Genomic DNA, 22372 nt, shown 5'->3' with positions numbered 1-22372 from the left:
CGATGGCGACGGGTGTCTGACGCAACTCACCCGTCTGACGAATCCGATGTTCCGTCATGTCACCAGCCCGAGGCGGTGTAGACGACGGCGCGGGCCGTCGGGTCGCCCCAGGCGAGTTCCCGGAGCAGGGCCGCGCACCCCTCGTCCGGGTCGATCAGGCTGACCCCGCGGCGGGCGTACTCTCGGCCGAGTTCCGCGCTGACCATGCCGGTGTGCATGCCGGACGGCGCCCAGGGCCCCCAGTGGACGGTGAGCGTACGGTGGCCCGTGCGGGCGGCCCAGTCGGCGCCGAGCCGTTCGAGGGCGTCGTTCGCGGCGGCGTAGTCGGCCTGGCCGCGATTGCCGAGGACGGCGGCGATGCTGCCGAACAGCACGGTGAATCCGGGCCCGTGCGGCAGGTCCTCCAGCGCGGCGAGCAGCGCGGCGGCCCCGGCCGTCTTGGTGCCGTAGACCCGCTGGAAGGACTCGGGGGTCTTCTCGGCGATCAGCCGGTCCTCGATCACGCCGGCCGCGAAGACGACACCGTCGAGCCGGCCGTGTTCGGCGTGGATCTCCTTGACCGTCTGGAGCACGGCGTCCCGTTCCCGGAAGTCCACCGAGCGGTAGCGGGCCGCGCTGCCGACGGCGTCGAGTTCGGCGCGGGTGGCGGTGATCTCCCGCTGGGCGAGAATCAGTTCGGCGGCCCGGTTGAGCTCGGCGGGCTGCACCGGGCCGAGCGTGGCGGCGAGAGCGGCCCGCAGTTCGGCGGGGGTGCGGGCGGCGGCGGTCTCCGGGGCTTCGGGTCCGGTCGGCGCGGGGGTGCGGCCCAGCAGTTCGATCCGGCACCGACAGGCGGCGGCCAACGAGGTCGCGAACCTCGCGGTGATGCCCCGGGCGCCCCCGACCAGCAGCACCACGGAGTCCCGGTCGAGACCGAGGGCGGCGGCCTCGGCGGCACCGTCTGCGGCGGGTCCGGCACCGGTGGTGGCGAGGGGGCCCAGGGGGGCGGGCACCAGCTCAAACCTGTGCCGACGATCCTCTTGCGTGCGCAGTACGACCGGTTCCGGATCCGGTGCCAGCAGCTCGGCGACCAGGGCGTCGGCCACGGCCGCAGGGCTCGTGTCGGGGACGGCCACGACACGCGCGAGCAGGTCCGGGTACTCGCGGGCGATGCTGCGGAACAGGCCGTCGAGCCCGGCCGACCGCAGCACACCGGCACCCTCGGCGGGCCGCACGCCCAGCAGCCGGCGCGGCCCGCGGGCCAGGGCGGCGCGGAGCACGGGGAACGCGTCCGGCAGCACGGGCAGGTCCGGGCCGGAGAGCGCGCCCAGGTAGAGGACGCCGTCGATAGCGCCCTCCCCCTGGCCGATGAGGTGCCCCTGGTCGAGCGTCACCGCGTCCGCGCCGTGCGCGGCGAGCCGCGCCACGACTTCGGCCGCCGCCCCACCGCCGTCGCCGAGAAGGACGAAACGTGAGCCGGACATGACAGCGACAGGGTCGGTGGGACGTTCGTGTTGCGACAGGAGCACGGGACGCAGCTCACAGCGCTTGGGGGCCTCGCCGAGTGGGCTTCCCGGGCCCTCGGGTTCAGCGGGCGACGCGGACGGCCGAGCGGTGGGACCACGCCCGACCCGCGCCTCGAGCCACCCCGTCACCGCAGCCGCCGTACGCGCCTTGGCCAGCTCCTCCAGCTCAGCGTCGTCCAGGACGGCCGCGCCGCCCGCGATGCCCAGGCGCTTGGCGAGTTCGCCCGCGATCTCGGCCCGCTTGATCGAGTCGATGCTCAGATCCGCCTCCAGATCGAGGTCGGGCTCGATCATGTCGACGGGGTAGCCGGTGCGCTCGCTGATGATCTCCAGGACGACGCGCGCCACGTCGTCCGCCGGAGCGGCTTGCGGCGACTCCTTTGCGGCCGGGGCAAGTTCGGCAAACGGCTCCGATACGTGTACGGCCGGCGCCGCTGGTGTCACCGCAGGTGCCGTGCCGAAGTACGCGAGCAGCACATCACGCTGCGCCGCGACCAACTCCCGGCTGGTGCGCAGGAATTCGGAGATCAGGGCGTCCTGATCGGCGGGGCCGGTGCCCTGCGAGTGGTGCGGTGTCGTCGTCACGGTCGTCTCCACGACTCGTCGGGCCGGTGCGAGAGCACCGGCAAGGAGTGCTCCGTCGGCGGTGCGCACGAGGTGTCCGTCGACCGTCCAGCCGGGCCGCTTCGGCGGCGGCGTCCGCAGGGCGTCGACGGCGTCGCGGCCCTGGAAGAGCCAGGCGGTGCGTACCGGCAGCCCCGCGACGGCGAGTTGGGCGAGGGCGTCGAGCCAGCCGGGCAGGCCGCTGTCGGCGCGCGGCTCGCAGGCGACCGTGCGGTGCGGGCGGTCGCCGAGGATCTGTCCGACGAGCCGGGTGAGGACCTGGCCCGGCCCTGCCTCGACGAAGATCCGCGCGCCCGCTTCGTACATCGCCTCGATCTGCGCGGCGAAGGCAACGGGGGCACCGATCTGCGCGGCGAGTTCGGCGCGCACGCCGTCGGCATCCCGCGGGTAGGGCTTGGCCGTGCGGTTGGCCCAGACGGGGAACTCGGGTGCGCGCACCGCCTTGTCGGCGAGGGCCACGGCGAACGGCTCCACCGCGGCAGCCACCAGCGGACTGTGGAAGGCACAGGCCACGGGGATGCGCCGGGCGCCGAAGCCGGCCTCGCGCAGCAGGCGTACGGCGGACTCGACGTCCGCTGTGGGACCGGAGATCACGGTCTGCTCCGGGGAGTTGAGGTTGGCGACGACAACCGACTCCGGCGCCCTGGCCGTGCGCAGGGTGTGCGCCACGTCGTCGGCGGGGGCGCCGACCGCGGCCATGGTGCCGGGTTCGTCACCGGCGGCGGCCAGGATCGCCGAGGCGCGCTCGGTGCTCAGCTCCAGGAGGGTTTCGGCGTCCAGGGCGCCGGCCGCGCTCAGGGCGACCAGTTCGCCGTAGCTGTGCCCGGCGGCCAGGTCCGGCTGGACGCCCGCGGAGGTGAGGAAGGCGTGTGCGGCGAGGCCGGTGATGCCGAGGGCGGGCTGCGCGGCCCGGGTGTCGGTGAGGGCGGCCCGGCGGCGTTCGCGCGCGGTGTCGTCGAAACCGGCGGGCGGGTAGAGGACGTCGGCGTGGGCGCGGCCGAGGTGCAGGTAGTGCCGCAGCTCGGGCAGGGTGACCAGGAGGTCGGCGAGCATGCCGGGCCGCTGGCTGCCCTGCCCGGGGAAGAGGAACGCGACCTTTTCGTCGGCGCCGAGCCGCGTCCCCTCCCCATGTCTGACCCCGGCCGCCGGTTCGGGCTCCCCGCTCAGGATCCCCCGTAACTGCCGCGTCAGTTCGGGCACATCCCGCGCCACCACTGCCACCCGCACCGGCTCGTGGGAGGTGTCCGCGCGGTGCGCCGCGGCGAGGGCGAGGTCGCGCAGGCGCCAGGGGTGGCCGTCGGACTCGGCGGCCCGGAGGAGGTCCTCGGCCTGCCGGTGGGCCGCCGCCGTGTCCTTGCCCCGGAAGAGGAACAGCTCGGCGGGCCAGGCGTCCAGCGTTTTCGGCGGGGGCGCGGTGGCACCGTAAGCGCTCAACACCGCATGGAAGTTGGTGCCACCGAAGCCGAACGCGCTGACCCCGGCGATGCGTTCTGCCGCCGGTGCCGCCCAGGGCTGGGCCCGGGTGTGGAAGGCGAACGGGCTGGTGTCCTCCGCCCAGGCCGGGTTGGGCCGGTCCAGGTGCAGGGTGGGCGGCCGGACGCCGGTGTAGAGAGCGAGGGTGGTCTTGATCAGACCCGCGAGTCCGGCAGCGCATTTGGTGTGCCCGATCTGCGACTTGACCGAGCCGAGGGCGCAGCTGCCGCCGGCAGCCCCCGCTTCGGTGAACACCTCTGCGAGCACGGTGAGTTCGGTGCGGTCGCCCACGACGGTCCCGGTGCCGTGCGCCTCGATCAGGCCGACCTGGGCCGGTGAGACGCCCGCGTTGCGATAGGCGCGCTCCAGCGCGGCCCGCTGTCCTTCGGGCCGGGGTGCGGTCAGGCCCAGGGAGCGGCCGTCGCTCGCGGAGCCGAGGCCCTTGATCACGCCGTAGACGCGGTCGCCGTCGCGTTCGGCGTCGGCGAGCCGTTTGAGGGCCACGCAGGCCACCCCCTCGCCGAGCGCGATGCCGTCGGCGGAGGAGTCGAAGGCGCGGGAGCGGCCGGTCGGGGAGAGCGCGTGCACCGAGGAGAACAGGACGTAGTCGTTGATGCCGTTGTGCAGATCGGCTCCCCCGCACAGCACGAGGTCGCTGGTGCCGGCGACGAGTTCCTTGCAGGCCACGTCGAGGGCGGCGAGGGAGGAGGCGCAGGCGGCGTCGACGGTGAAGTTGGAGCCGCCCAGGTCGAGTCGGTTGGCGATCCGGCCGGAGATGACGTTGGCCAGCATGCCGGGGAAGGAGTCCTCGGTGAGCCGGGGCAGTTGCTCCTCCAGCGCTGCGGGAACCTCGCCGTAGTACGACGGGAGCACGGCGCGCAGGGTGACGGCGTTGGAGAGGTCGCTGCCCGCCTCCGCGCCGAAGAAGACGGAGGTGCGAGCCCGGTCGAACTCCCGCCCGCGCTCGCCGTATCCGGCGTCGTCGAGTGCCCGGCGGGCGGCCTCCAGCGACAGCAGCTGGACCGGTTCGATGCTGCCGAGGGAGGCGGGCGGGATGCCGTAGCGCAGCGGGTCGAAGGGGATGCGGGGCAGGAAGCCGCCCCAGCGGGAGGCGGTGGTGCCCGCGGTGTGGTGCAGGTCCGGGTCCCAGCGGTCGGGCGGGACCTCGGTGACCGCGTCGTGGCCCGCGACGACGTTCGCCCAGAAGGCGGCCAGGTCGGGCGCGTCCGGGAACATGCAGGCCATGCCGACGACGGCGATGTCGAGCGGTGCGGGCGGCTCCGGTTCGGGCCGGGGCTCTGGGCTCGGGTGTTCGGCGCGCGCCGGGCGGAACTCGGCGGCGCCTTCGGTCACGGCGCGGTGCAGATCGGCGACGGTGGTGGTCGCCGAGCGCAGGACAGCGACCTCGCCCGCCATGAACATTCCGTCGGCGAAATGGCGTTCCTCGTCGACTACGCGCAACTCGCCGTCGAAGGCGCGCTCCACGCCCTTGCTGGCGATGCGCAGCCGTCCCACGTTGAGGCGCTCCAGGGTTTCCCAGGCCTCCCGGTCGGGCACGCCGTTCGCCCGTAACTCGGCTTCTCGGTCGCGGTAGTTGCCGGTGAACGGGCTGGGCAAGCAGCGGGTCGCGTGGCCCGGGGCGGTCTCCAGGAGCGTGGTCGCGGTGGCGTCGAGCACCTGCCGTTGGAACAGGGGGCGGATCGCGCCGTCGCGCACCGCTTCCTCTGTGAACAGGTAGGCGGTGCCCATGAGGACGCCGACGGCGGCGCCCCGGGCGGTCAGCGGCGCGGCGAGCGCGGCGACCATCGCCGCCGACCGCTCGTCGTGGATGCCGCCCGCGAAGAACACCTCCAGTCGCTCAGCGGTGCCGTCATCGCCGTCGTCCAGGAAGTCCTCCAGGACGGCCAGTTGGGCCTCCCACAGCGGGAAGGAGGCGCGCGGCCCGACGTGTCCGCCGCACTCGGAGCCCTCGAACACGAACCTGCGGGCGCCGGCGTCCAGGAACTGCCGCAGCAGCCCCGGCGAGGGCACATGCAGGAAGGTGCGGATCCCGGCCCGTTCCAGCGCCTCGGCCTGAGCGGGCCGGCCGCCCGCGACGATCGCGTGCGTGGGCCCGAGTTCCCGTACGACGTCCAGCTGGGCGTTCCTGATCTCCTCGGGTGCGAAGCCGAGCACGCCCACGCCCCAGGGCCGCCCGTCCAGCACGGCACGGGCCTCGGTGAGCAACTCCCGTGACCGCTCGCCGTCGGCCAGGGCCAGCGCCAGGAAGGGCAGCGCCCCGTCCGCGGCAACGGCGGCGGCGAACCCGGCCTGGTCGCTGACCCGCGTCATCGGGCCCTGCGCGACGGGCAGCCGGGTCCCGAGCGCCCGGCTCATCGCCGAGCCGGGCCGCAGGGCCTGGGCGAACGCACCGCCTGCACCGCCGGGCCCCAACTCGCTCATGGCTGACGTGATTTCACGCAGCGTCCGCCGGACATCCCCCCACCGCTCGGCGAAGCGTGTGGCGAGGAAGCCGTCCTGGCCGACCGGCAACAGCTGACTACGCAGGTCCCCAGCGCCCAGCAGGGACGCGACGGCAGCAGGATCGTCGACGGGCGGACGCGGGGCGTCCGGTCCGCGGCGGCGCAGCACCCGGTGCCCGCCCAGCACCACGGTCTCCGAGCCGTCCAGTGACCGCAGCACGGCCCGGGTCGCCTCGGAAAGCCGGGCCTCGGCGAGCAGTGCCAGTTGGGTGTCGAGGACGACACCAAAGGCCCCGCCCGCCACGGCGGCAGCCGCCGTACGCGGCCCGATACCTCCGCAGGCCCAGATCGGGGTACCGCCCAACTCCTCATGGGCGAGGAGCTGTTGGAGTAGAACGAAGGTGCTCAGCTCGCCGACGCGGCCACCGCTCTCGCTGCCTCGCGCGATGACCCCGTGCGCTCCGGCGCGGACGGCCGCACACGCCTCGGCAAGGTCGGTGACCTCCGCCAACACCCGGTGACGGACGGCAACTTCGGCCAAGCTCCAGGGGGCGTCGGCCGCGCGGACCACGATGTCCGGGACGCAGCCGAGTTCGTCCAGGCGCAGGGCGCAGCGACCCGTCACCCGTACGCCGAAGGGGCCCGGCGACGCCCGCGAGAGCCGGGTCAGCTCGTCGCGTGCTCTGCGGTCTCCGGTACCCAGATCGAGAACGCCGAGCCCGCCGGCGGCACAGGCGGCAGCGGCGAGCCCGGCGTCGGGCTCGCCGAACGGGGTGATGCACAGGATCAGTTCGTGGGCGCGCACAGGAGTGGTCATGATGCTCCGACCAATCGTCGAGACAGCACGGTGGGGGGTTTGTGCGGCAGAACGCTCTTAAGCGGTTCGGGGCCCCCGGAACGTAGCGAGTACTTACTGATGGGTCAACAACGCCGCGTCCTTTTCCTGAGCGGTGGCACCGATTCAGCCAGCGCGCCCAATTCCCCACAGAACTGTCAAAGCACCCGAAGCCTCCCCCTCAGTCCGCGCCGGTCACCCGCACGCTCGTCCGCAGCCGCAGGTCACGCGAGGACGCGCCGACCCAGACCGTGCGCGGCCCGGTGCCGAGCACCCAGCCGTGCCGGCGCGCGTCCCACGACGACAGCGAGCGCGGCGTCACCCGGACGGTCACCCGGCGCCGCTCCCCCGCCGCCAGCGCGATCCGCCGGTAGCCGCCCAACGCCCTTACGACCTGGTCGAGTTGGAGGTCGGGGGAGCGTCCGACGTACACCTGGGGCACGTCGATGCCGTCACGCCGGCCGGTGTTGTGCACGGTGAAGGCCACGTCCAGCGCGTGACCCGTCCACCGGGCCGACAGGTCCGAGTAGGCGAAGGAGGTGTACGACAGCCCGTACCCGAAGGGGAACAGCGGGCGCCCGCCGTGGGCGTCGTACCAGCGGTAGCCGAGGTGGATGCCCTCGGAGTACTCCTCCTCGCCGTCGATGCCGGGGTAGCGGTGCGGGTCGCCCGCGACCGGATGGTGGTCGTCGTCGACCGGGAAGGACTGGGTCAGCCGGCCGCCGGGGTCGCAGTCGCCGAACAGGACGGCGGCGGTGGCTGCGGCGCCCTCCTGGCCCGGGTAGTACATCTGGAGCACCGCGCCGGTGCGCCGCAGCCAGGGCATCGAGGTGGCCGAGGAGGTGTTGAGAACCACGGTCGTCCGCGGGTTGGCCGCGGTCACCGCCTCGATCAGGGCCTCCTGGTGGCCGGGCAGGGCGAGGGTGGTGCGGTCCAGGCCCTCGGTGGCGTCCTCGTAGGCGAAGAGCACGACGTGCCGCGCGGCCCGGGCCGCGGTGACGGCCTCGGCCACGTCGGCGGCCCGGGTGGCGCCGGTGATGCGGCGCAGCCGGAACAACTGGCCCTGGTCACCGCCCTGCGCGGTGATGCGCAGGGTGTGCGCACCCTTGGTCAGGCGGAGCGTCTTGCGGCGCACGGCGAGCCGGTCGGGGGCGACGGAGACCAGGCCGCCGAACAGGATGTACTCGTCGTATCCGGGAGCGAGCGGGAACAGTTCCTGTCCGTCGAGGAGCACCTTGGGCCGGAGGGCGGGGGTGCCCGAGTAGTGGATGAGCAGGGTCCACTCGTCGTCCTCGGGGACGGTGAGCGTGCCCTCGTAACTCCAGGTGGCCCCGGCGGCGACGCGCTGCGCCTCGGTGTCGAGGCGCGGGGCGAGGGCGTCGGGCGGGAGGGCCTTGCCGTACAGGTCCTCACCCAGGGCGTGGACGACGTCGGCGCCGGACCGCTCGCGGATCGCGTCGAGGGGGCTGGCCGCCGCGTCCGGGACGACGTGCGCGCTGCCGCCGCCGCTGACGAACGGCAGAGCTCCGGTCGGCCCGATCACCGCGATGCGGCCGGCATCGAGGGGCAGGGTGCGGTGTTCGTTGCGGAGCAGCGTCGCGCCCGCCTTGGCGACCTCCAGTGCGACGGCCGCCCCGGCCTTGGGGTCGCGGGCGGGGCGCGGTGGCGGGCTGCCGTCGAGCAGCCCGAACCGGTCGATGACGGAGAGCACCCTGCGCACGGCCCGGTCGACGTACCGCTCCGGTACGCTGCCGTCGCGTACGGCCGTCTTCAGCGCCGTACCGAAGTAGGTGTCGTCGGGCATCTCCATGTCGAGCCCGGCGGTCAGCGCGGCGGCCGTGCTGTGCGCAGCGAACCAGTCGGTCATCACCCAGCCCGTGAAGCCCCACTGCTCGCGCAGGATGTCGGTGAGCAGCGTCCTGTTCTCGCAGGCGTAGGTGCCGTTGACCTTGTTGTAGGCACCCATGACGGCGCCGGTGCCGGCCCGGACGGCGGCTTCGAAGCCGCGCAACTCCAGTTCGTGCATGGTCTGTTCGTCGGCTCGTACGTCGATGGACGTGCGGTTCTTCTCCTGGTTGTTCAGGGCGAAGTGCTTGACGGTCGCGATGAGTCCCTCGCCCTGGATGCCCTCGATCTCGGCGGCGACCAGGTCGGCGGCGAGCAGCGGATCCTCGCCGAAGGTCTCGAAGTTGCGGCCCGCGTACGGGGTGCGGATGAGGTTGACCATCGGGGAGAGCAGCACGTCCTGGCCCAGGGCTCGGCCCTCGCGGCCGATGACGCTGCCGTAGCGGCGGGCCAGCTCCGGGTCGAAGGCGGAGGCGAGCAGCACCGGGGCGGGCAGGGCGGTGGCGTGCCGGGTGATGCGGACCCCGGCGGGCCCGTCGGCCAGCCGCAGCGGCGGAATGCCCAGGCGGGGCACGCCGGGCACGTACCCGGCCTGGCCGAGCGAGTCCGGGTCGGTGGCGCCGTGCAGGAGGGAGATCTTCTCGTCGAGGGTGAGCTTCGCGATCAGCCCCTCGACGCGGGGGCCGGCTCCGGCCTCGGTCCTGCCCCTCGCGAAGGCGGGACGGGCGGGGACGAACGAGCCGGCGGCGGTCGCGGCGACGACGATCGCGGCGGCGGTCAGACGCAGGGTGGAACGCCGGGAGACGGGTGCGGGCATGGGCCGTCACTCCTTCGGTGAGCGGGCACTACGTTGTGAACCGCTGTGCACCCGCGCCCCCCGAATCGTGTTCAGCCCCTGAACGCATCACGTGCCCCAAGGACCTGACGCCCCATGGGACATCACGGGTGCGCCCGAAAACTAGAACCATTGATGACTCGTGTCAACGAGACGAACGGAAATCGGGGTCATGCCGACAAGAACCGAAGGGAAGACGGGAGAGGGGCCCCTCCGCTCCCGGCCGGGCCCCTCTCGTGCGACGTGTCAGTCCATGTGCGACATACGACGCGTCAGTCCTTGTTGTTGGGCCGGAGCGTCCAGATCACTTCCATCTCCGTCGTGACGGCGCCGTCCTCCCGCTGGATGGCGACGGTCACCGGGAACTCGGGGCGCTTGCCCGCGTCGAGTTCGGCGACGACGTCGGCGATCGGCCGGCCGAGGGTCGCGGTGGCCTTCACCGGACCCAGGGCGATCTTCTTGAAGGCGATCTGCGCGGTGACCGGCAGCGGCACGGCACGCGAGAGCTGGTCACCGAAGGCCGCGAGGACGATCGCACCGCTCGCGGACTCACCGAGGGTGAACATCGCGCCGGCGTGCGGCCCGCCGACGTGGTTGCGGTACTCGCTCTGGTCCGGCAGCGACAGGACGGCCCGCTCCGGAGTGGTCTCCAGGTACTCCAGGTTCAGGGTCTTCACCATCGGAACCGTGGCGGCGAGCAGCTCGCCGATCGACATCTGGTCTTCGCTCATGGCCGCGATGTTACTAACGAGTAGGTCCGGCTGGCCAGGCTCTCCGGCACCTTGCTCCGCTCCTGGTACGTGCCTGACAAGATCCGGTGACCGAATCGTGTCCACGACACGGCTAGGGTTACTCCCCATGTGGCCAGGAGAGCAGCCGCCCGGGGGCGCGCAGAACCCGCAGAACAACCCGTACCAACAGCCGGGTTACCAGCAGCCGAATCCGTACCAGCAGCCCGGCTACCAGCAGTACCCGCAGGCGAACCCGTACGGCCAGCAGCAGCAGTGGGGCCAGCAGCAGCCCCCGACCACCCCCCTGCCCACGCCCCCGCGGGGCGGCGGCGGACGGACGAAGCTGATCGCGATCCTCGCGGCGGCGGCCGTCGTGATCGCCGCCGGGGTGACCGGATACGTGATCCTGGGCGACTCGAAGGACGACGAGGCGAGCAGCGGGAAGGGCAAGCAGAGCCAGTCCCCTACGACCGCTTCGACGCCGACGTCGTCCGCCACGGACGACCCGCGCGGCAGCGAGACGGAGAAGCCGACGATCCCCGGCTGGAAGGTCGTGGTGAACCCCAAGTGGGGCATAGCCTTCGACGTGCCCGCCGAGTGGGAGGTCGAGGCCCCGGGCGTGCCCTATTCCTTCAAGTTCCCGAAGGAGAAGGACAAGGGCATCACCATGTCGGGCATCGCCGAGTACCAGTCCAAGTGGTGCACCTCGGACGACGACAAGGACGGCCGCACCGAGGACACCCCGCTGGCCGTCGTGGGGTCCAAGGGCGCGAGCGGTGCCAAGAACGCCGACGAGATCGCGGTCAACACGCCGGCCTGGTGGGTCTTCGGCGGCTACACGATGCCCGACAAGAAGAGCATCACCTTCGACAAGAAGGGCACGCCGTTCACGACCGCCTCGGGCATCGCGGGCAGCTACGGCTGGGCGCACTCGACGAACACGCCCGCCAAGGGCAAGTGCGCGAGCGACGGCAAGGCACTCACGTTCGGCTTCAAGAACTCCAACGACGACTTCGTGTCCGTCAACTTCTTCGGGGCCAAGGGCGTGCACGACGAGGTTCCCGACGCAACCGTCCTGAAGGTCCTCAGCACGGTCCGGCTTCACGGCACTCCGACGAGCGACTGAGCCGGCAGGCGCTTCGGCCCGCCTCGACGCGGCGGGCCGGAACACCGTGGGGCCTCAGCCCCTCAGGTAGCCGCGGTAGACCCAGTGGCCCCACACGGTGGGGGTCCCGTTGTCGGAGACCTGGCAGTCCTTGATGCACTCCCAGAGGGTGCCACCGTTGTTGCACTCGTACTTGGAGACCACCTGCTGGCCCTTGTACACGTGGCCGATCACCGTGCCGCGCGCGCTCGGCGTCTTGTGGACGGCGGCCTTCGTCGCGGTCACGACGTAGCGGTGGGCGGCGGGGCGGCAGCTGAGCGTCGAGGCCGAGGCGGGCGCCGCGACGAGGGCGGGCACGGCGGCGCCGATGAGCGCGGCCGTGCCGATCAGGGCTGCAGCATGCTTGCGCATGAGAGTCCTTTCTTCTTGATCTTCTGCAAACGAGTGTTCTCGCGCAAATGAGCCCATGTCCTGACAATTCGTCATAAACATGACTTGAGTACTGTAGGAGGCGCCATCGCCCCGGTCAAAACAGCTCGGGGCACGCCGAGTTGAGCCCGGGCGTTCGCCACCGGAAACCGTTTGCAACCTCGGCACGCGCAAGTGACAGTCGGCCGGTGAAGACAGCCGTGCCCAGCCTCGGCGCCAACGGCTCGCTCATCGCAGCCGCGTTCGCGGTGCTGGGCGCGGGCGGCGACGGCGGGGCGTGGGACTGGTGGCCGCGTCCCGCACCCTTCCCTCTGGTGGTGTTCCTGCTCACCGCGTTGGGCGGCACCGGGCAGGCGTTCTTCGGCCCGGCGGCCGAGGGCATGCTGATGTCCTGCGTGGAGGGCGAGGAGGCGGGCCGGGCGTTCGCCGCCCTCCGCATGGCCACCCAGGGCGCGGCCCTCGCCGGAGCTGCGCTCGGCGGCGCGCTGGTCGCGGCGTTCGGCCCCGGCTGGGTGCCCGCGCTGGACGCGGCGGCCTTCGCGATCGCCGGGGCGCTGCGCGCGTTCCTCGACGTCGGCCACATCCCCCCGGCGCGTGCCGGGCGGCGGCCTGCTCGCCGATCTCCAGGACGGCTGGCGGGAGTTCATCGGACGGCCCTGGCTGTGGGGCATCGTCGTGCAGTTCTCCGTCGCCAACGCTGTCGTGGGCGCGGCCGACGCCGTCTACGGTCCGCTCGTCGCCCGGGACAGCCTGGGCGGCGCGGGCCCCTGGGGTCTGGCGCTGGCCGCGTTCGGCGCGGGCACGGTCTGCGGGGCGCTGCTGATGACCCGCTGGAAGCCCCGCCGCTTCCTGCTCGCCGGCACCTTCTGCGTGTTCCCGCTCGCGCTGCCGTCCGCCGCGCCGGCCGTTTCGGTGCCGGTGGGCGTGCTGTACGCCGTCATGTTCCTCGCCGGTACGACGGTGGTGTTCGGCGTCTCTGGATAACCGCGGTCAACCAGCGCATGCCCACGGGCACTCGACTCCTTTCCGGTCCGAGCCAGTTAGTCGGCCAGAGGCAAGGCGGCCGCGATCTCGTTCCGCTCCTTGCGGCCGACCCGGGGGGAAGAATGCTCGTCGGCTCGTGACCGCCTCATAGACGTCCAGGATCACCTACCTCCCTCATCTGCTCCGTGTGACCACTCGCGGACAGTCGTGGGCACAAGAAGTCGCACCAGATCGCGCCCTGCGCAGGTGACCAGGCAGTGGGCACCGCGCCCGGAACGGAAAGCCCAGTCCACCCACCGGCACCGGCGCGTCCAACGCTGTGCGCCTGCGGTCGAATGATGCGACGTCCGCCGGCAGGTCCCACCCGAGAGCCGCGCCGCACCGCCGATGCAGCAGGCGTCGAGCCCGGCGGCGCGCAAGGCGGGCAGTTGGCGAGGTGGGCGACGGGGTGGCTCTTTGCGGTCTGCACACCTCAGAGGGTGCGAGCGGGTCAGGAGAGCCAGTCGGTGTAGCGGGTGGGGGCGAGGTGGGCGTGCTCGTCGGTGAGGACGTCGCCCTTGACGACGGCGAACATGCCGGCGGTGGGGTCGGTGACGACCGTGCGGCTGTCGCCCTTGTGGGACAGGGTGATGCGGCCCAACTCGTCCAGGGAGAAGATCTCGGGGCCGGCGATGTTGCGAATGCTGTTCAGCGGGGCGCCTGCGGCGACCTGCGCCACCGCGTCGGCCACGTCCTTGGCGGCGATCGGCTGGATCGGCGTGGCGGGCAACCGGACAGTGTCGCCGTCGGCGGTCCAGGACAGGACGGCGTCCATGAACTCCATGAACTGCGTCGCCCGGACGATCGAGTAGGGGATCGGCCCGGCCGCGAGGACCTGCTCCTGGAGCACCTTGGCCTTGTAGTAGTCCAGCTCCGGCACCTGGTCCGCCCCGACGATCGAGAGGATGACGAAGTGACCGACACCGCCCTTGTGGGCCGCGGCCAGGAGGTTGTCCATCGAGGTCTGGAAGAAGGCCAGGGAGGCTTCGTCGAAGGTCGGGGAGTTCGTCAGGTTGACGACGACGTCAGCTCCCGCCACCGCCTCGTCCAGTCCCTGGCCGCTGATGACGTCGACCCCGGTGGACTTCGAGTGGGGTACCGCCTCGTGCCCGGCGGCGTTCAGGTCTGTGACGACCTGTGATCCGATCAGCCCGGTACCACCGACGACTGCGATCTTCATAAGGCGCCTTTCCTCGAGATTACGTGGGCAAATATGACATATAGGACACTGTGCGGGTGCGGCAACATGCACCTCAATCGGCTGAGGAGGCGCGGCGTCAGAGACCTCGACGAAGATGACCTGGGTGAGCTCGTCCGGGGATGACAGGACTTCCGCGACGGCCTTGTGAAACGGGCGCCCTAGCGCTGCTCACCGAAGGTGGATCGGCGCTCGCGGTAGGGGGACTTCAGTGCCGGTGGGTACTGCTCGTACTCCGGCTCGTCCCAGGGGTCGCCTGCGGCAAGGCGCTCGCCGGCGCGCTTCTTGATCTCGGCCGACGGCACGCCTGTCACCGCGTAGGTGTGCCAAGGCTGGAGCTTCGCCGCGGACGGCGCCCAAGCCACGGCGGACACCACGCGCTCCAGCACCTCCCTCGGGACATCCCGGTCGGTGAATGCGCGCACCGCCCGTCGGCCCCCAGGCAGACGCTCCCGAAGCCCTCGCCGACGCCGTGCTCACCGACCTACTCACACCCGGCGGCGCCACCGGCGACACCGCCCTGGCCATCGTGCGCCCATGAACCCAGCCCGCCGCTCCCGTGCGCTCGGTCAGACCTCACCGACGACAGTGCAGTGCTCGGTCTACGAATGACGGCGCGTCACCGTGCCCGGGGCAGACCTGGGGCCGTATCAGGCAACGTTTGCCCTGTTGTGATGTGACGCGTGTCGATCTCGCGGTCAGCCTTCGGAGGGACGCGGGGCGCGCAGGTGCGCCCGTTCCTTCAGCTCCTCCTCGTCGACCACCGTGAGCATCGGCTGACCCGGCGCGCACACCATGGTCACCACAAACTTGGTCGGTGCGTCCGACAGGGCGTTGCCGTCCTGATAGTGGATCACGTCACCGCCTGGCTCCCAGAACGTCCCGCCGGCCTCGACCACACGCTCCGGCTCACCCTCGAGCTCGAACCGGAGCGCGCCCTCCATCACGTAGCCGAACGACGGGCCCGAGTGGCGATGCGGAGGGAGCCCGGGGTGACCGGGAGGCCACTCGACGAGAATGGTCATTCCCGAACCACCTTCGGGAAAAAAGGGCGGAGTGACTTCCTGGAGCAACTTGACTTCGGACGGCAAGGTGACCTCGGTGGCGGTCCCGTGCTCTGGGTTCTTCCCTGACATGCACCACACCTCCGTAAGCCTGTCCGGAATGGACGATCTTGGGTTGGTCACCGTATTCCGGACCGGTGTACCGACCTACTCGTTCGGCGGTGACCGAGGTCGCCGGTTCCCGGCTCACACGACTCGCTTCGTGATGAGGGCAAGCCACGGCCCGTATCCGTGACAGGCCGTGTGCCTTCTGCCTCGCCCGAACGGTCTCGAGACCACCCTGCCTCCCGTCGGCGGCCGCCACAATCCGGGAGCTGGCGGCATCGAGACCGCATCGCAGCGGGTGGCAGAGCGTGTGCGGGTGTCCTGGCGGCCATGGCCGCCCTCCTCGCGCCACAGGTGCGCAACCTGCGTGCCGAGGCTGACAGACGCTCTGGCGCAGCATCTTCAGCTGAGGCAGCGGAGCATCAGGTTGGTAGGGAAGCGGCGGGCTGAATCACGCGATGAGCACCGAGCTGAGCGACTCGCGCGTGTCGGCGTACGACTGGTTCGGCTCGGTCTCTCTGCTGCCGCTCGCCACGGCCCTGGCCGGCCCCGCCGAGTCGGCCTTCGGCCGTACGGCGGCGCACTGGGGCTGCGCGGGCCTCGTCGTGCTGGTCACGGCCCTGGTCCTACTGGTCCCGGACGTCCGCGAACTGACCCGCCGCCCGCAGCGGATCGCCGGCGACGACGCGATGTCACCCGACCCTGTCCCGGCAGGCGAGGTGTCAGCCGATGCCGAACGCGCCGTCGGGGGGCTCGGGTGAGGGCACGGCGTCGGCGTCCGCAACCGGCTGCGCCGAGCCGATGAAGTCCCGCAGCGCCGGGCCGTGTTCGACGCGGGCCGGGAAGGCGTCGGCCGCGGTGCGGCGGGCCAGCGCGGCTGTGTCGAGGGGCCGGTGGGCGGCGACGAGCACGCCGTTGCCGAACCGGCGCCCGCGCAGCACGCCCGGCTCGGCGATCAGCGCCAGTTCCGCGAACACGGCGGCGAACGTGGCGAGTTGGGAACGCAGGAAGGCGAACGGCGCCCCGTCGGCGAGGTTCGCCATATAGACCCCGCCGGGCCGCAGGACGCGCTCCGCCTCCCGTGCGTAGGCGAGGGACGTGAGGTGCGCCGGGATGCGGGAGCCGCCGAAGACGTCCGCGATCAGCACGTCGGCGGAGTCGTCCGGGGCGGCTTCGAGCCAGGCCCGGGCGTCGGCGGTGTGCAGCACGACGCCCGAGGCCGCGGGCAGCGGCAGATGCTCGGCGACCAGCGCCAGCAGCCCCCGGTCGGCCTCCACCACGTCCTGCCGGGACCCGGGCCGGGTGGCGGCCACGTACCGCGGGAGCGTCAGCGCGCCCCCGCCGAGATGCAGCACGTCCAGCGGCAGCCCGGGTTCGGCCAGGATGTCCAGCACATACCCGAGCCGCCGCGCGTACTCGAACTCCAGATACGTGGGCTCGTCCAGGTCGACGTACGACTGCGGGGCCCCGTCGACCGTGAGCAGCCAGGCCCGCTCACGGTCGACGTCCGGCATCAGCTTGGCGGTGCCGTGGTCGACGGCTCGGGTGACGGGTATGGCTTCGTTCACCTCTCCATTGTGCGGCGATCCGCCGTGCGCTCAGTCCACGGAGACGACCGTGCCCGCGCCGACCGTCCTGCCGCCCTCGCGGATGGCGAAGCCGAGCCCCGGCTCCAGCGGGACCTCCCGCCCCAGCTCGACGGTCATCTCGACCGTGTCCCCGGGCCGGGCGACCGCCGCCTCGCCCAGGTCGACGTCCCCGACCACGTCCGCCGTGCGGATGTAGAACTGCGGCCGGTACCCCGTGGAGACGGGCGTCGTACGACCACCCTCGCGCGCGGACAGCACGTACACCCGCGCCGAGAACCGCCGGCCGGGCACCACGCTCCCCGGCGCCGCCACCACGTGCCCCCGCCGCACCGCGTCCCGCGGCACACCGCGCAGCAGCACGGCCACGTTGTCCCCGGCCTGCGCCTCCGCCATGGGCTTGCCGAAGGTCTCCAGGCCGGTGACGACGGTCTCCAGGCCGACCCCGAGCACCTCGACCCGGTCCCCCACCCGCAGGGTCCCGCGCTCCACGGCACCCGTGACGACGGTGCCGCGGCCGGTGATGGTGAGCACGTTCTCCACGGGCAGCAGGAAGGGCGCGTCCAGGTAGCGCTCGGGCATGGGTACGTAGGTGTCGACCGCGTCGAGCAGCGCCTCGATGGACGCGGTCCAGCGCGGGTCTCCTTCCAGTGCCTTCAGCCCGGAGACGCGTACGACGGGTACGGCGTCCCCCGGATACCCCTGCGCGGTGAGCAGCTCGCGGACCTCCAGCTCGACCAGGTCGCTCAGCTCCTCGTCACCCGCGTCGGCCTTGTTGAGGGCGACGACGATGTGGTCGACGCCCACCTGCCGGGCGAGCAGCACGTGCTCCGCGGTCTGCGGCATGATCCCGTCGAGCGCGGAGACGACGAGGATGGCCCCGTCGAGCTGCGCGGCGCCGGTGACCATGTTCTTGACGTAGTCGGCGTGGCCCGGCATGTCGACATGGGCGTAGTGCCGGGTGTCGGTCTCGTACTCGACGTGCGCGATGTTGATGGTGATGCCCCGGGCGGCCTCCTCCGGGGCCCGGTCGATGCGGTCGAACGGCACGAACGTGCCGGTGCCGCGCTCGGCCAGGACCTTGGTGATGGCGGCGGTCAGGGTGGTCTTGCCGTGGTCGACATGGCCCATCGTGCCGATGTTCAGGTGCGGCTTGGTGCGCACGTATGCCGTTTTGGACATGGCTGTACCTCGAAGTCTCTCCGGTGATACGGGAATGCGGGACCCCAAGGACTGGCCGACCCTCCCCCTGCGGGGTCCGCCGGACGATCCGGAGAGGGTCAGCTTCGGGCGCCGTCGACAGCGGCCACGACGATCGGGACGGCAGCCTTCGGGGCACCCGCGACGGCGGGTGCTGCGAGGAGGAAGGCGTGCCGGAACATGGCATCGATCATCGCCGACGGTTTGTCCGGCGTCGAATGGTTTTTCGCCTACGCGATCCGGCCCGTACGGCGATCAGACACGCTCGTCGGTTAATGTCACCGGATGCTCGATGCCAACCGCTCTGGCACCGCCACGGCCCTTCCCCGGGCGCTCCTGTCGCCGTACGCCCGCCTGTCCCTGCTGGTGGCGCTGCTCGCGGCGGCCGGGGTCTGTGTGCTGCTCTTCGAACCGCAGCGGCTGCTCACGCACGGCTGGCCGCCGCAGCTCGGCGGTGCCGCGGCAGCGCTGGTGTTCTCGGTTGCGTACGGGCTGTGCTCGGTGGCGTTCGTACCGCGCCCCCTGCTCAACCTGGCGGCGGGCGCGCTGTTCGGCTCCCAGCTGGGGCTCGGCACCGCGCTGGCGGGGACGGTGCTCGGGGCCGGGGTGTCGTTCGGTCTGGGCCGGGTGCTCGGGCAGGACGCGCTGCGCCCGCTGCTGCGCGGACGCTGGCTGAAGGCGGTCGACGGCCAGCTCAGCCGGCACGGCTTCCGGTCGATGCTGGCGGCCCGCCTCTTCCCCGGGATTCCGTTCTGGGTGGCGAACTACTGTGCGGCGGTCTCCCGGATGGGGTGGGTGGCCTTTCTCCTGGCGACGGCGCTCGGCTCCGTCCCGAACACCGCCGCCTACGTCGTCGCCGGGGCGCGTGCCTCGGCACCGACCTCGCCCGCTTTCCTGATCGCGATGGCCGCCATCGCCGTACCGGCGCTCGCGGGCGGTGTGGTGGCCTGGCGCAAGCGCCACCACCTGCGCGCCCGTTGATCACTCGGCAGTCAGTGATCCGTCAGGCCCTTTCCAGGATCATGGCGTTGGCGAGTCCGCCCGCCTCGCACATGGTCTGCAGGGCGTAGCGGGCGCCGCGCTCGCGCATGGCGTGCACGAGGGTGGTGGTCAGCCGGGTGCCGCTGGCGCCGAGCGGGTGTCCGAGGGCGATGGCGCCGCCGTGCACGTTGACCCTGGCGAGGTCGGCGCCGGTCTCCTGCTGCCAGGCCAGGACCACGCTGGAGAAGGCCTCGTTGACCTCGAACAGGTCGATGTCGTCGAGGCTCAGGCCCGCCCGGCGCAGCACCTTCTCGGTGGCCGGGATGACCCCGGTGAGCATGAGCAGCGGGTCGGAGCCGGTGACGGCGAAGCTGTGCAGGCGGGCGATCGGGCGCAGGCCGAGGCGGGCCGCGGTCTCGCTGGAGGTGATCAGAACGGCGGAGGCTCCGTCGTTGACCGGGCTCGCGTTGCCCGCGGTGACGTTCCACTCGATCTGCGGGAAGCGCTCGGCGAACGTGGGGTCGTAGTAGGCGGGCTTGAGGCCGGCGAGGATCTCCGGGGTGCTGCCGGGCCGTACGCATTCGTCGCGGGTGACGCCGTCCAGGGGCGCGACCTCGGCGTCGAAGAGGCCGTTCGCCCAGGCCCGGGCCGCCTTGTGGTGCGAGGAGACGGCGAACTCGTCCATCCGCGCGCGCGTGAGGGACCACTTGGCGGCGATCAGTTCGGCGCTGATGCCCTGCGGGACCAGGCCCTCCGGGTAGCGCTCGGCGACGCCCGGCCCGAACGGGTCCTTGCCCGCGGGCACGTTGGACCACATCGGCACCCTGCTCATCGACTCCACACCGCAGGCGACGACGAGGTCGTACGCGCCCGAGATGACGCCCTGCGCGGCGAAGTGCACGGCCTGCTGGGAGGAGCCGCACTGGCGGTCCACCGTGGTCGCCGGGACCGACTCGGGGAAGCCCGCCGCGAGGACGGCGTACCGGGTGGTGTTCATGGCCTGCTCGCCGACCTGGTCGACGGTGCCGCCGATGACGTCGTCGATCAGCGCCGGGTCGACACCGGAGCGCTCGACCAGCGTGCTCAGGGTGTGGGCGAGGAGTTGTACGGGGTGGACGTGCGCGAGGGAGCCGTTGGGCTTGCCCTTGCCGATGGGGGTGCGTACGGCTTCGACGATGACTGCGTCTCGCATGGTGCGGCCTCCTGCGACTACTGGTGAGTAGGAAATCCAAACTCACCATAGCTCGGCAGGTTGGAAAATCAAACCCTCTACTAGACTGCACTGCATGGCCGCCCGGAAAAGCACGCAAGACCCGCGCCCCTGCTCCATCGCCGACGCCCTCGCAGTGGTCGGCGAGAAGTACTCCCTGCTCGTTCTGCGGGAGGTGTGCCTGGGCAACGGCCGCTTCGATCAGCTCGTGCGCAACATCGGCGCCCCGCGCGACATCCTGGCCACCCGGCTGCGCCGGCTCGTGGACGCCGGGATCCTCACCAAGCGCGCCTACAGCGAGCGCCCGCCGCGCTTCGAGTACCGGCCCACGCAGGCGGGCCTGGAGCTGGAGCCGGTCCTGATGACCCTCAAGGAGTGGGGCGACCGGCATCTGCGCAAGGGAGCCGACCTCCCCATGGCCGTCGAGCACAGCTGCGGCAACGAACTGGTCCCGGTCGTCACCTGCCGGGCCTGTGGCGACGAGGTACGCCACGAGGACCTGACGGCCCACCCCCAGGTCCCCGGCTGGACGGTCGCCGGCCCCACGGCCGCGTAGGACGCCGGATGCCGCCGGCACACGTCGAGCCGCACGCGGCAAAGTCGCCGAGCTGACGCCACCGGCGGCGCCGTTTCGGACATCTTCCCGGCCCTGCGTGCCCGCCTCCGAGCGGCCCTGCAGACCGGCGTGACCGGGCACTTCACCTGCGCGCAACACGTCGTGCCGCGCCGCCTGTGACCGACCGCGTGCGGTCTGTGTAGCCACGCGGTAGCGCAGTGTCAGTGCTTGCCCCTAGGCTTGCCCGCATGTCCCCCGAATCCATGCCCCTTGGCTCCGTGCGGTCCGCCGCCGAGGTGAACGAGCGCATCCGGGCGCTGTGGCTGCGTGCGGGCGGCACCCTGTCGGCCCAGGAGCGCGAGGAGTACGAGCTGTTGGTGGTCGAATGGGCCGAGGCGATCCGCGGAGAGATCATCAAGGCGGCCTGAGCCGACCGGGGTTGGCCTACGCCCGCAGATGCGCGAGCAGTTCCTCGGCCACCGGGTACGGCCGCTCCTGAGGCAGCAGCTCCGTCGCCTTCTCCGACTCACCTGCCCGCACCAGGGCGTGGATCTCCGTCGCGAGCGGGGTCACGTCCTCGATGCCGGTGATCCACTCGTCGGCGTACCGTGCCGCCGCCTGACCGGAGAGCCCCAGCTGCAACGACCGGTACGGCAGCGGGTTGTGGTGCAGATCCCGCTCGGGGTCCCACTGGACGCGGGCCGGCGACTGCCGCAACTCCCCTTTCCAGGCGGCCTGGTCCGCGTGCAGCCCGGACACGTAGTGCGACAGGCACGCGTTCCGCAGGGCCCACTCGAAGCCGTCGCGGCTGATCTCGACGGCGAGGACGGTCTCCTGGCCCTCCTTGGTACCCCAGCCGCAGCGGTACATCATCCACAGGAAGGACGGCTTGATCCAGGTCATCCGGTCCCGCTTCCAGGCGGACGGGAAGCGTCCGGTGCGGGCCGCCGGGCCGCCTATCTCCGGGCGGTAGGCCTGGTAGACGGTGATCGTGGACTCCGTGTGGAGGGCCCGGATCCGGAATTTCGGCTCGTCTTCGACTGACTGTTCGTTCACGGGGACAGCGTCGCGGACCTCCGGTGGCCCGGACCACCGAATATCGCCCACGCCTCTTGGCTCCGCGCTCCCCATGCCCAACACTGTGCCGATGACGCAGCGCGTGGAGCTAGCGACCGTAATGGCCCGACTGGCCGTGGACGAGCTGATCACCGCGTACGCGGTGGCGGTGGACGACGGCGACTGGGCGGCGTACCGGAGACTGTTCACGACGGACGGACGGGCCGACTACCGGTCCGCGGGCGGCATCGAGGGCGACGCGGGCCAGGTCGCCGGGTGGCTCGCCGCAAGCCTGGAGCTGTTCTCGATGCGGCAGCATCTGATCGTCAACCGCCTGGTGCGCTTCGGCATCCTGGACCACGACACGGGGGACACCGCCCGGGTGCGGGCCGACTATCTCAACCCCATGCGGTTCGCGGGCGACGGTGACGGCACGGCTCCGGACCTGGTGTGCGGCGGCCGGTACGACTTCGGGGTGCTTCGCACGGCGGAGGGGTGGCGGCTGCGCCAGGTGGTGGTGCACGAGAAGTGGCGCCGCCTGCCCGAGCGCAGCCCGGCGGCCGTGCCGGACTGACCCGGTCCGACCGCTCCGGCCTGCGGGTTCGAGGC

18 protein-coding genes and 2 pseudogenes are annotated in these 22372 nt (G+C 71.9%); 9 read left to right on the top strand and 11 right to left on the bottom strand.

What is annotated here, in order from left to right; translation table 11 throughout:
* Positions 1-59: 59 nt before the first annotated feature.
* From ACWD3E_RS18740 to ACWD3E_RS18730, 3 genes are all read right to left on the bottom strand, one after another.
* Positions 60-6881 carry an SDR family oxidoreductase gene (locus ACWD3E_RS18740; protein ID WP_451388657.1) on the bottom strand — a complete coding sequence of 2274 codons (6822 nt, stop codon included), beginning with the start codon at positions 6879-6881 and terminating at the stop codon, positions 60-62.
* Positions 6882-7080: 199 nt separating this feature from the next.
* A complete protein-coding gene (locus ACWD3E_RS18735; protein WP_451388656.1) occupies positions 7081-9561 on the bottom strand; it encodes a beta-glucosidase in 2481 nt (826 codons plus the stop codon).
* 290 nt (positions 9562-9851) lie between these two features.
* A complete protein-coding gene (locus tag ACWD3E_RS18730; protein ID WP_451388981.1) occupies positions 9852-10295 on the bottom strand; it encodes a DUF4442 domain-containing protein in 444 nt (147 codons plus the stop codon).
* Between the two features lie 142 nt (positions 10296-10437).
* Between ACWD3E_RS18730 and ACWD3E_RS18725 the strand changes: the two genes are divergently transcribed.
* Positions 10438-11436 (top strand): hypothetical protein, encoded by a 999-nt coding sequence (locus ACWD3E_RS18725; RefSeq protein WP_451388655.1) that lies wholly within the window; start codon positions 10438-10440, stop codon positions 11434-11436.
* A 54-nt stretch (positions 11437-11490) separates the two neighbouring features.
* On the opposite strand, the gene ACWD3E_RS18720 is transcribed toward ACWD3E_RS18725, so the two are convergent.
* Positions 11491-11826 (bottom strand): hypothetical protein, encoded by a 336-nt coding sequence (locus tag ACWD3E_RS18720; protein ID WP_451388654.1) that lies wholly within the window; start codon positions 11824-11826, stop codon positions 11491-11493.
* A gap of 206 nt (positions 11827-12032) precedes the next feature.
* Between ACWD3E_RS18720 and ACWD3E_RS18715 the strand changes: the two are divergent.
* A pseudogene (locus ACWD3E_RS18715) lies at positions 12033-12428 on the top strand (MFS transporter); the annotation flags it as partial.
* A 10-nt stretch (positions 12429-12438) separates the two neighbouring features.
* Positions 12439-12828, top strand: a complete 390-nt coding sequence (locus ACWD3E_RS18710; RefSeq protein ID WP_451388996.1) for a hypothetical protein — start codon at positions 12439-12441, stop codon at positions 12826-12828.
* 490 nt (positions 12829-13318) lie between these two features.
* Here ACWD3E_RS18710 and ACWD3E_RS18705 read toward each other — a convergent pair whose 3' ends face one another.
* Together ACWD3E_RS18705 and ACWD3E_RS18700 are read right to left on the bottom strand one after the other, a co-directional pair.
* The gene (locus ACWD3E_RS18705; RefSeq protein ID WP_451388653.1) at positions 13319-14047 is read right to left on the bottom strand and encodes an SDR family oxidoreductase; all 729 of its coding nucleotides are present in this window, start codon (positions 14045-14047) and stop codon (positions 13319-13321) included.
* 179 nt (positions 14048-14226) lie between these two features.
* Entirely contained in the window at positions 14227-14442 is a 216-nt protein-coding gene (locus ACWD3E_RS18700) for a nitroreductase family protein (protein WP_451388980.1), read from the bottom strand.
* Positions 14443-14480: 38 nt separating this feature from the next.
* On the opposite strand from ACWD3E_RS18700, the gene ACWD3E_RS18695 reads away from it, so the two are divergent.
* On the top strand, positions 14481-14606 hold the full coding sequence (locus tag ACWD3E_RS18695; RefSeq protein WP_451388652.1) for a hypothetical protein: 126 nt from the start codon (positions 14481-14483) through the stop codon (positions 14604-14606).
* 157 nt (positions 14607-14763) lie between these two features.
* Here ACWD3E_RS18695 and ACWD3E_RS18690 read toward each other — a convergent pair whose 3' ends face one another.
* Positions 14764-15201 carry a cupin domain-containing protein gene (locus tag ACWD3E_RS18690; RefSeq protein ID WP_451388651.1) on the bottom strand — a complete coding sequence of 146 codons (438 nt, stop codon included), beginning with the start codon at positions 15199-15201 and terminating at the stop codon, positions 14764-14766.
* Positions 15202-15653: 452 nt separating this feature from the next.
* On the opposite strand from ACWD3E_RS18690, the pseudogene ACWD3E_RS18685 reads away from it, so the two are divergent.
* Positions 15654-15935: pseudogene (locus ACWD3E_RS18685) on the top strand (MFS transporter); the annotation flags it as partial.
* Here the strand turns inward: ACWD3E_RS18685 and ACWD3E_RS18680 are convergent.
* Together ACWD3E_RS18680 and tuf are read right to left on the bottom strand one after the other, a co-directional pair.
* On the bottom strand, positions 15897-16742 hold the full coding sequence (locus ACWD3E_RS18680) for a spermidine synthase (RefSeq protein ID WP_451388650.1): 846 nt from the start codon (positions 16740-16742) through the stop codon (positions 15897-15899). The pseudogene ACWD3E_RS18685 and the gene ACWD3E_RS18680 sit on opposite strands and share 39 nt — an antisense overlap.
* A 30-nt stretch (positions 16743-16772) precedes the next feature.
* The gene (gene tuf / locus ACWD3E_RS18675) at positions 16773-17942 is read right to left on the bottom strand and encodes an elongation factor Tu (RefSeq protein ID WP_451388649.1); all 1170 of its coding nucleotides are present in this window, start codon (positions 17940-17942) and stop codon (positions 16773-16775) included.
* A gap of 303 nt (positions 17943-18245) precedes the next feature.
* Here tuf and ACWD3E_RS18670 point away from each other — a divergent pair, with 303 nt between their 5' ends.
* Complete coding sequence (locus ACWD3E_RS18670; protein WP_451388648.1) at positions 18246-18941, top strand: TVP38/TMEM64 family protein; 696 nt, start codon at positions 18246-18248, stop codon at positions 18939-18941.
* A gap of 22 nt (positions 18942-18963) precedes the next feature.
* On the opposite strand, the gene ACWD3E_RS18665 is transcribed toward ACWD3E_RS18670, so the two are convergent.
* On the bottom strand, positions 18964-20133 hold the full coding sequence (locus ACWD3E_RS18665; protein WP_451388647.1) for a thiolase family protein: 1170 nt from the start codon (positions 20131-20133) through the stop codon (positions 18964-18966).
* Positions 20134-20227: 94 nt separating this feature from the next.
* Here ACWD3E_RS18665 and ACWD3E_RS18660 point away from each other — a divergent pair, with 94 nt between their 5' ends.
* On the top strand, positions 20228-20707 hold the full coding sequence (locus ACWD3E_RS18660; RefSeq protein WP_451388646.1) for a winged helix-turn-helix transcriptional regulator: 480 nt from the start codon (positions 20228-20230) through the stop codon (positions 20705-20707).
* Between the two features lie 248 nt (positions 20708-20955).
* Positions 20956-21135, top strand: a complete 180-nt coding sequence (locus ACWD3E_RS18655; RefSeq protein ID WP_451388645.1) for a hypothetical protein — start codon at positions 20956-20958, stop codon at positions 21133-21135.
* Between the two features lie 16 nt (positions 21136-21151).
* Here the strand turns inward: ACWD3E_RS18655 and ACWD3E_RS18650 are convergent, their stop codons facing one another.
* Entirely contained in the window at positions 21152-21763 is a 612-nt protein-coding gene (locus ACWD3E_RS18650; RefSeq protein ID WP_451388644.1) for a DUF4291 domain-containing protein, read from the bottom strand.
* A gap of 91 nt (positions 21764-21854) precedes the next feature.
* Between ACWD3E_RS18650 and ACWD3E_RS18645 the strand changes: the two genes are divergently transcribed.
* The gene (locus ACWD3E_RS18645) at positions 21855-22337 is read left to right on the top strand and encodes a nuclear transport factor 2 family protein (RefSeq protein ID WP_451388643.1); all 483 of its coding nucleotides are present in this window, start codon (positions 21855-21857) and stop codon (positions 22335-22337) included.
* Positions 22338-22372: the final 35 nt, after the last annotated feature.

This window comes from Streptomyces sp. NPDC002676, from assembly GCF_053592455.1.
This window is presented reverse-complemented; position numbering and strand designations above follow the sequence as displayed.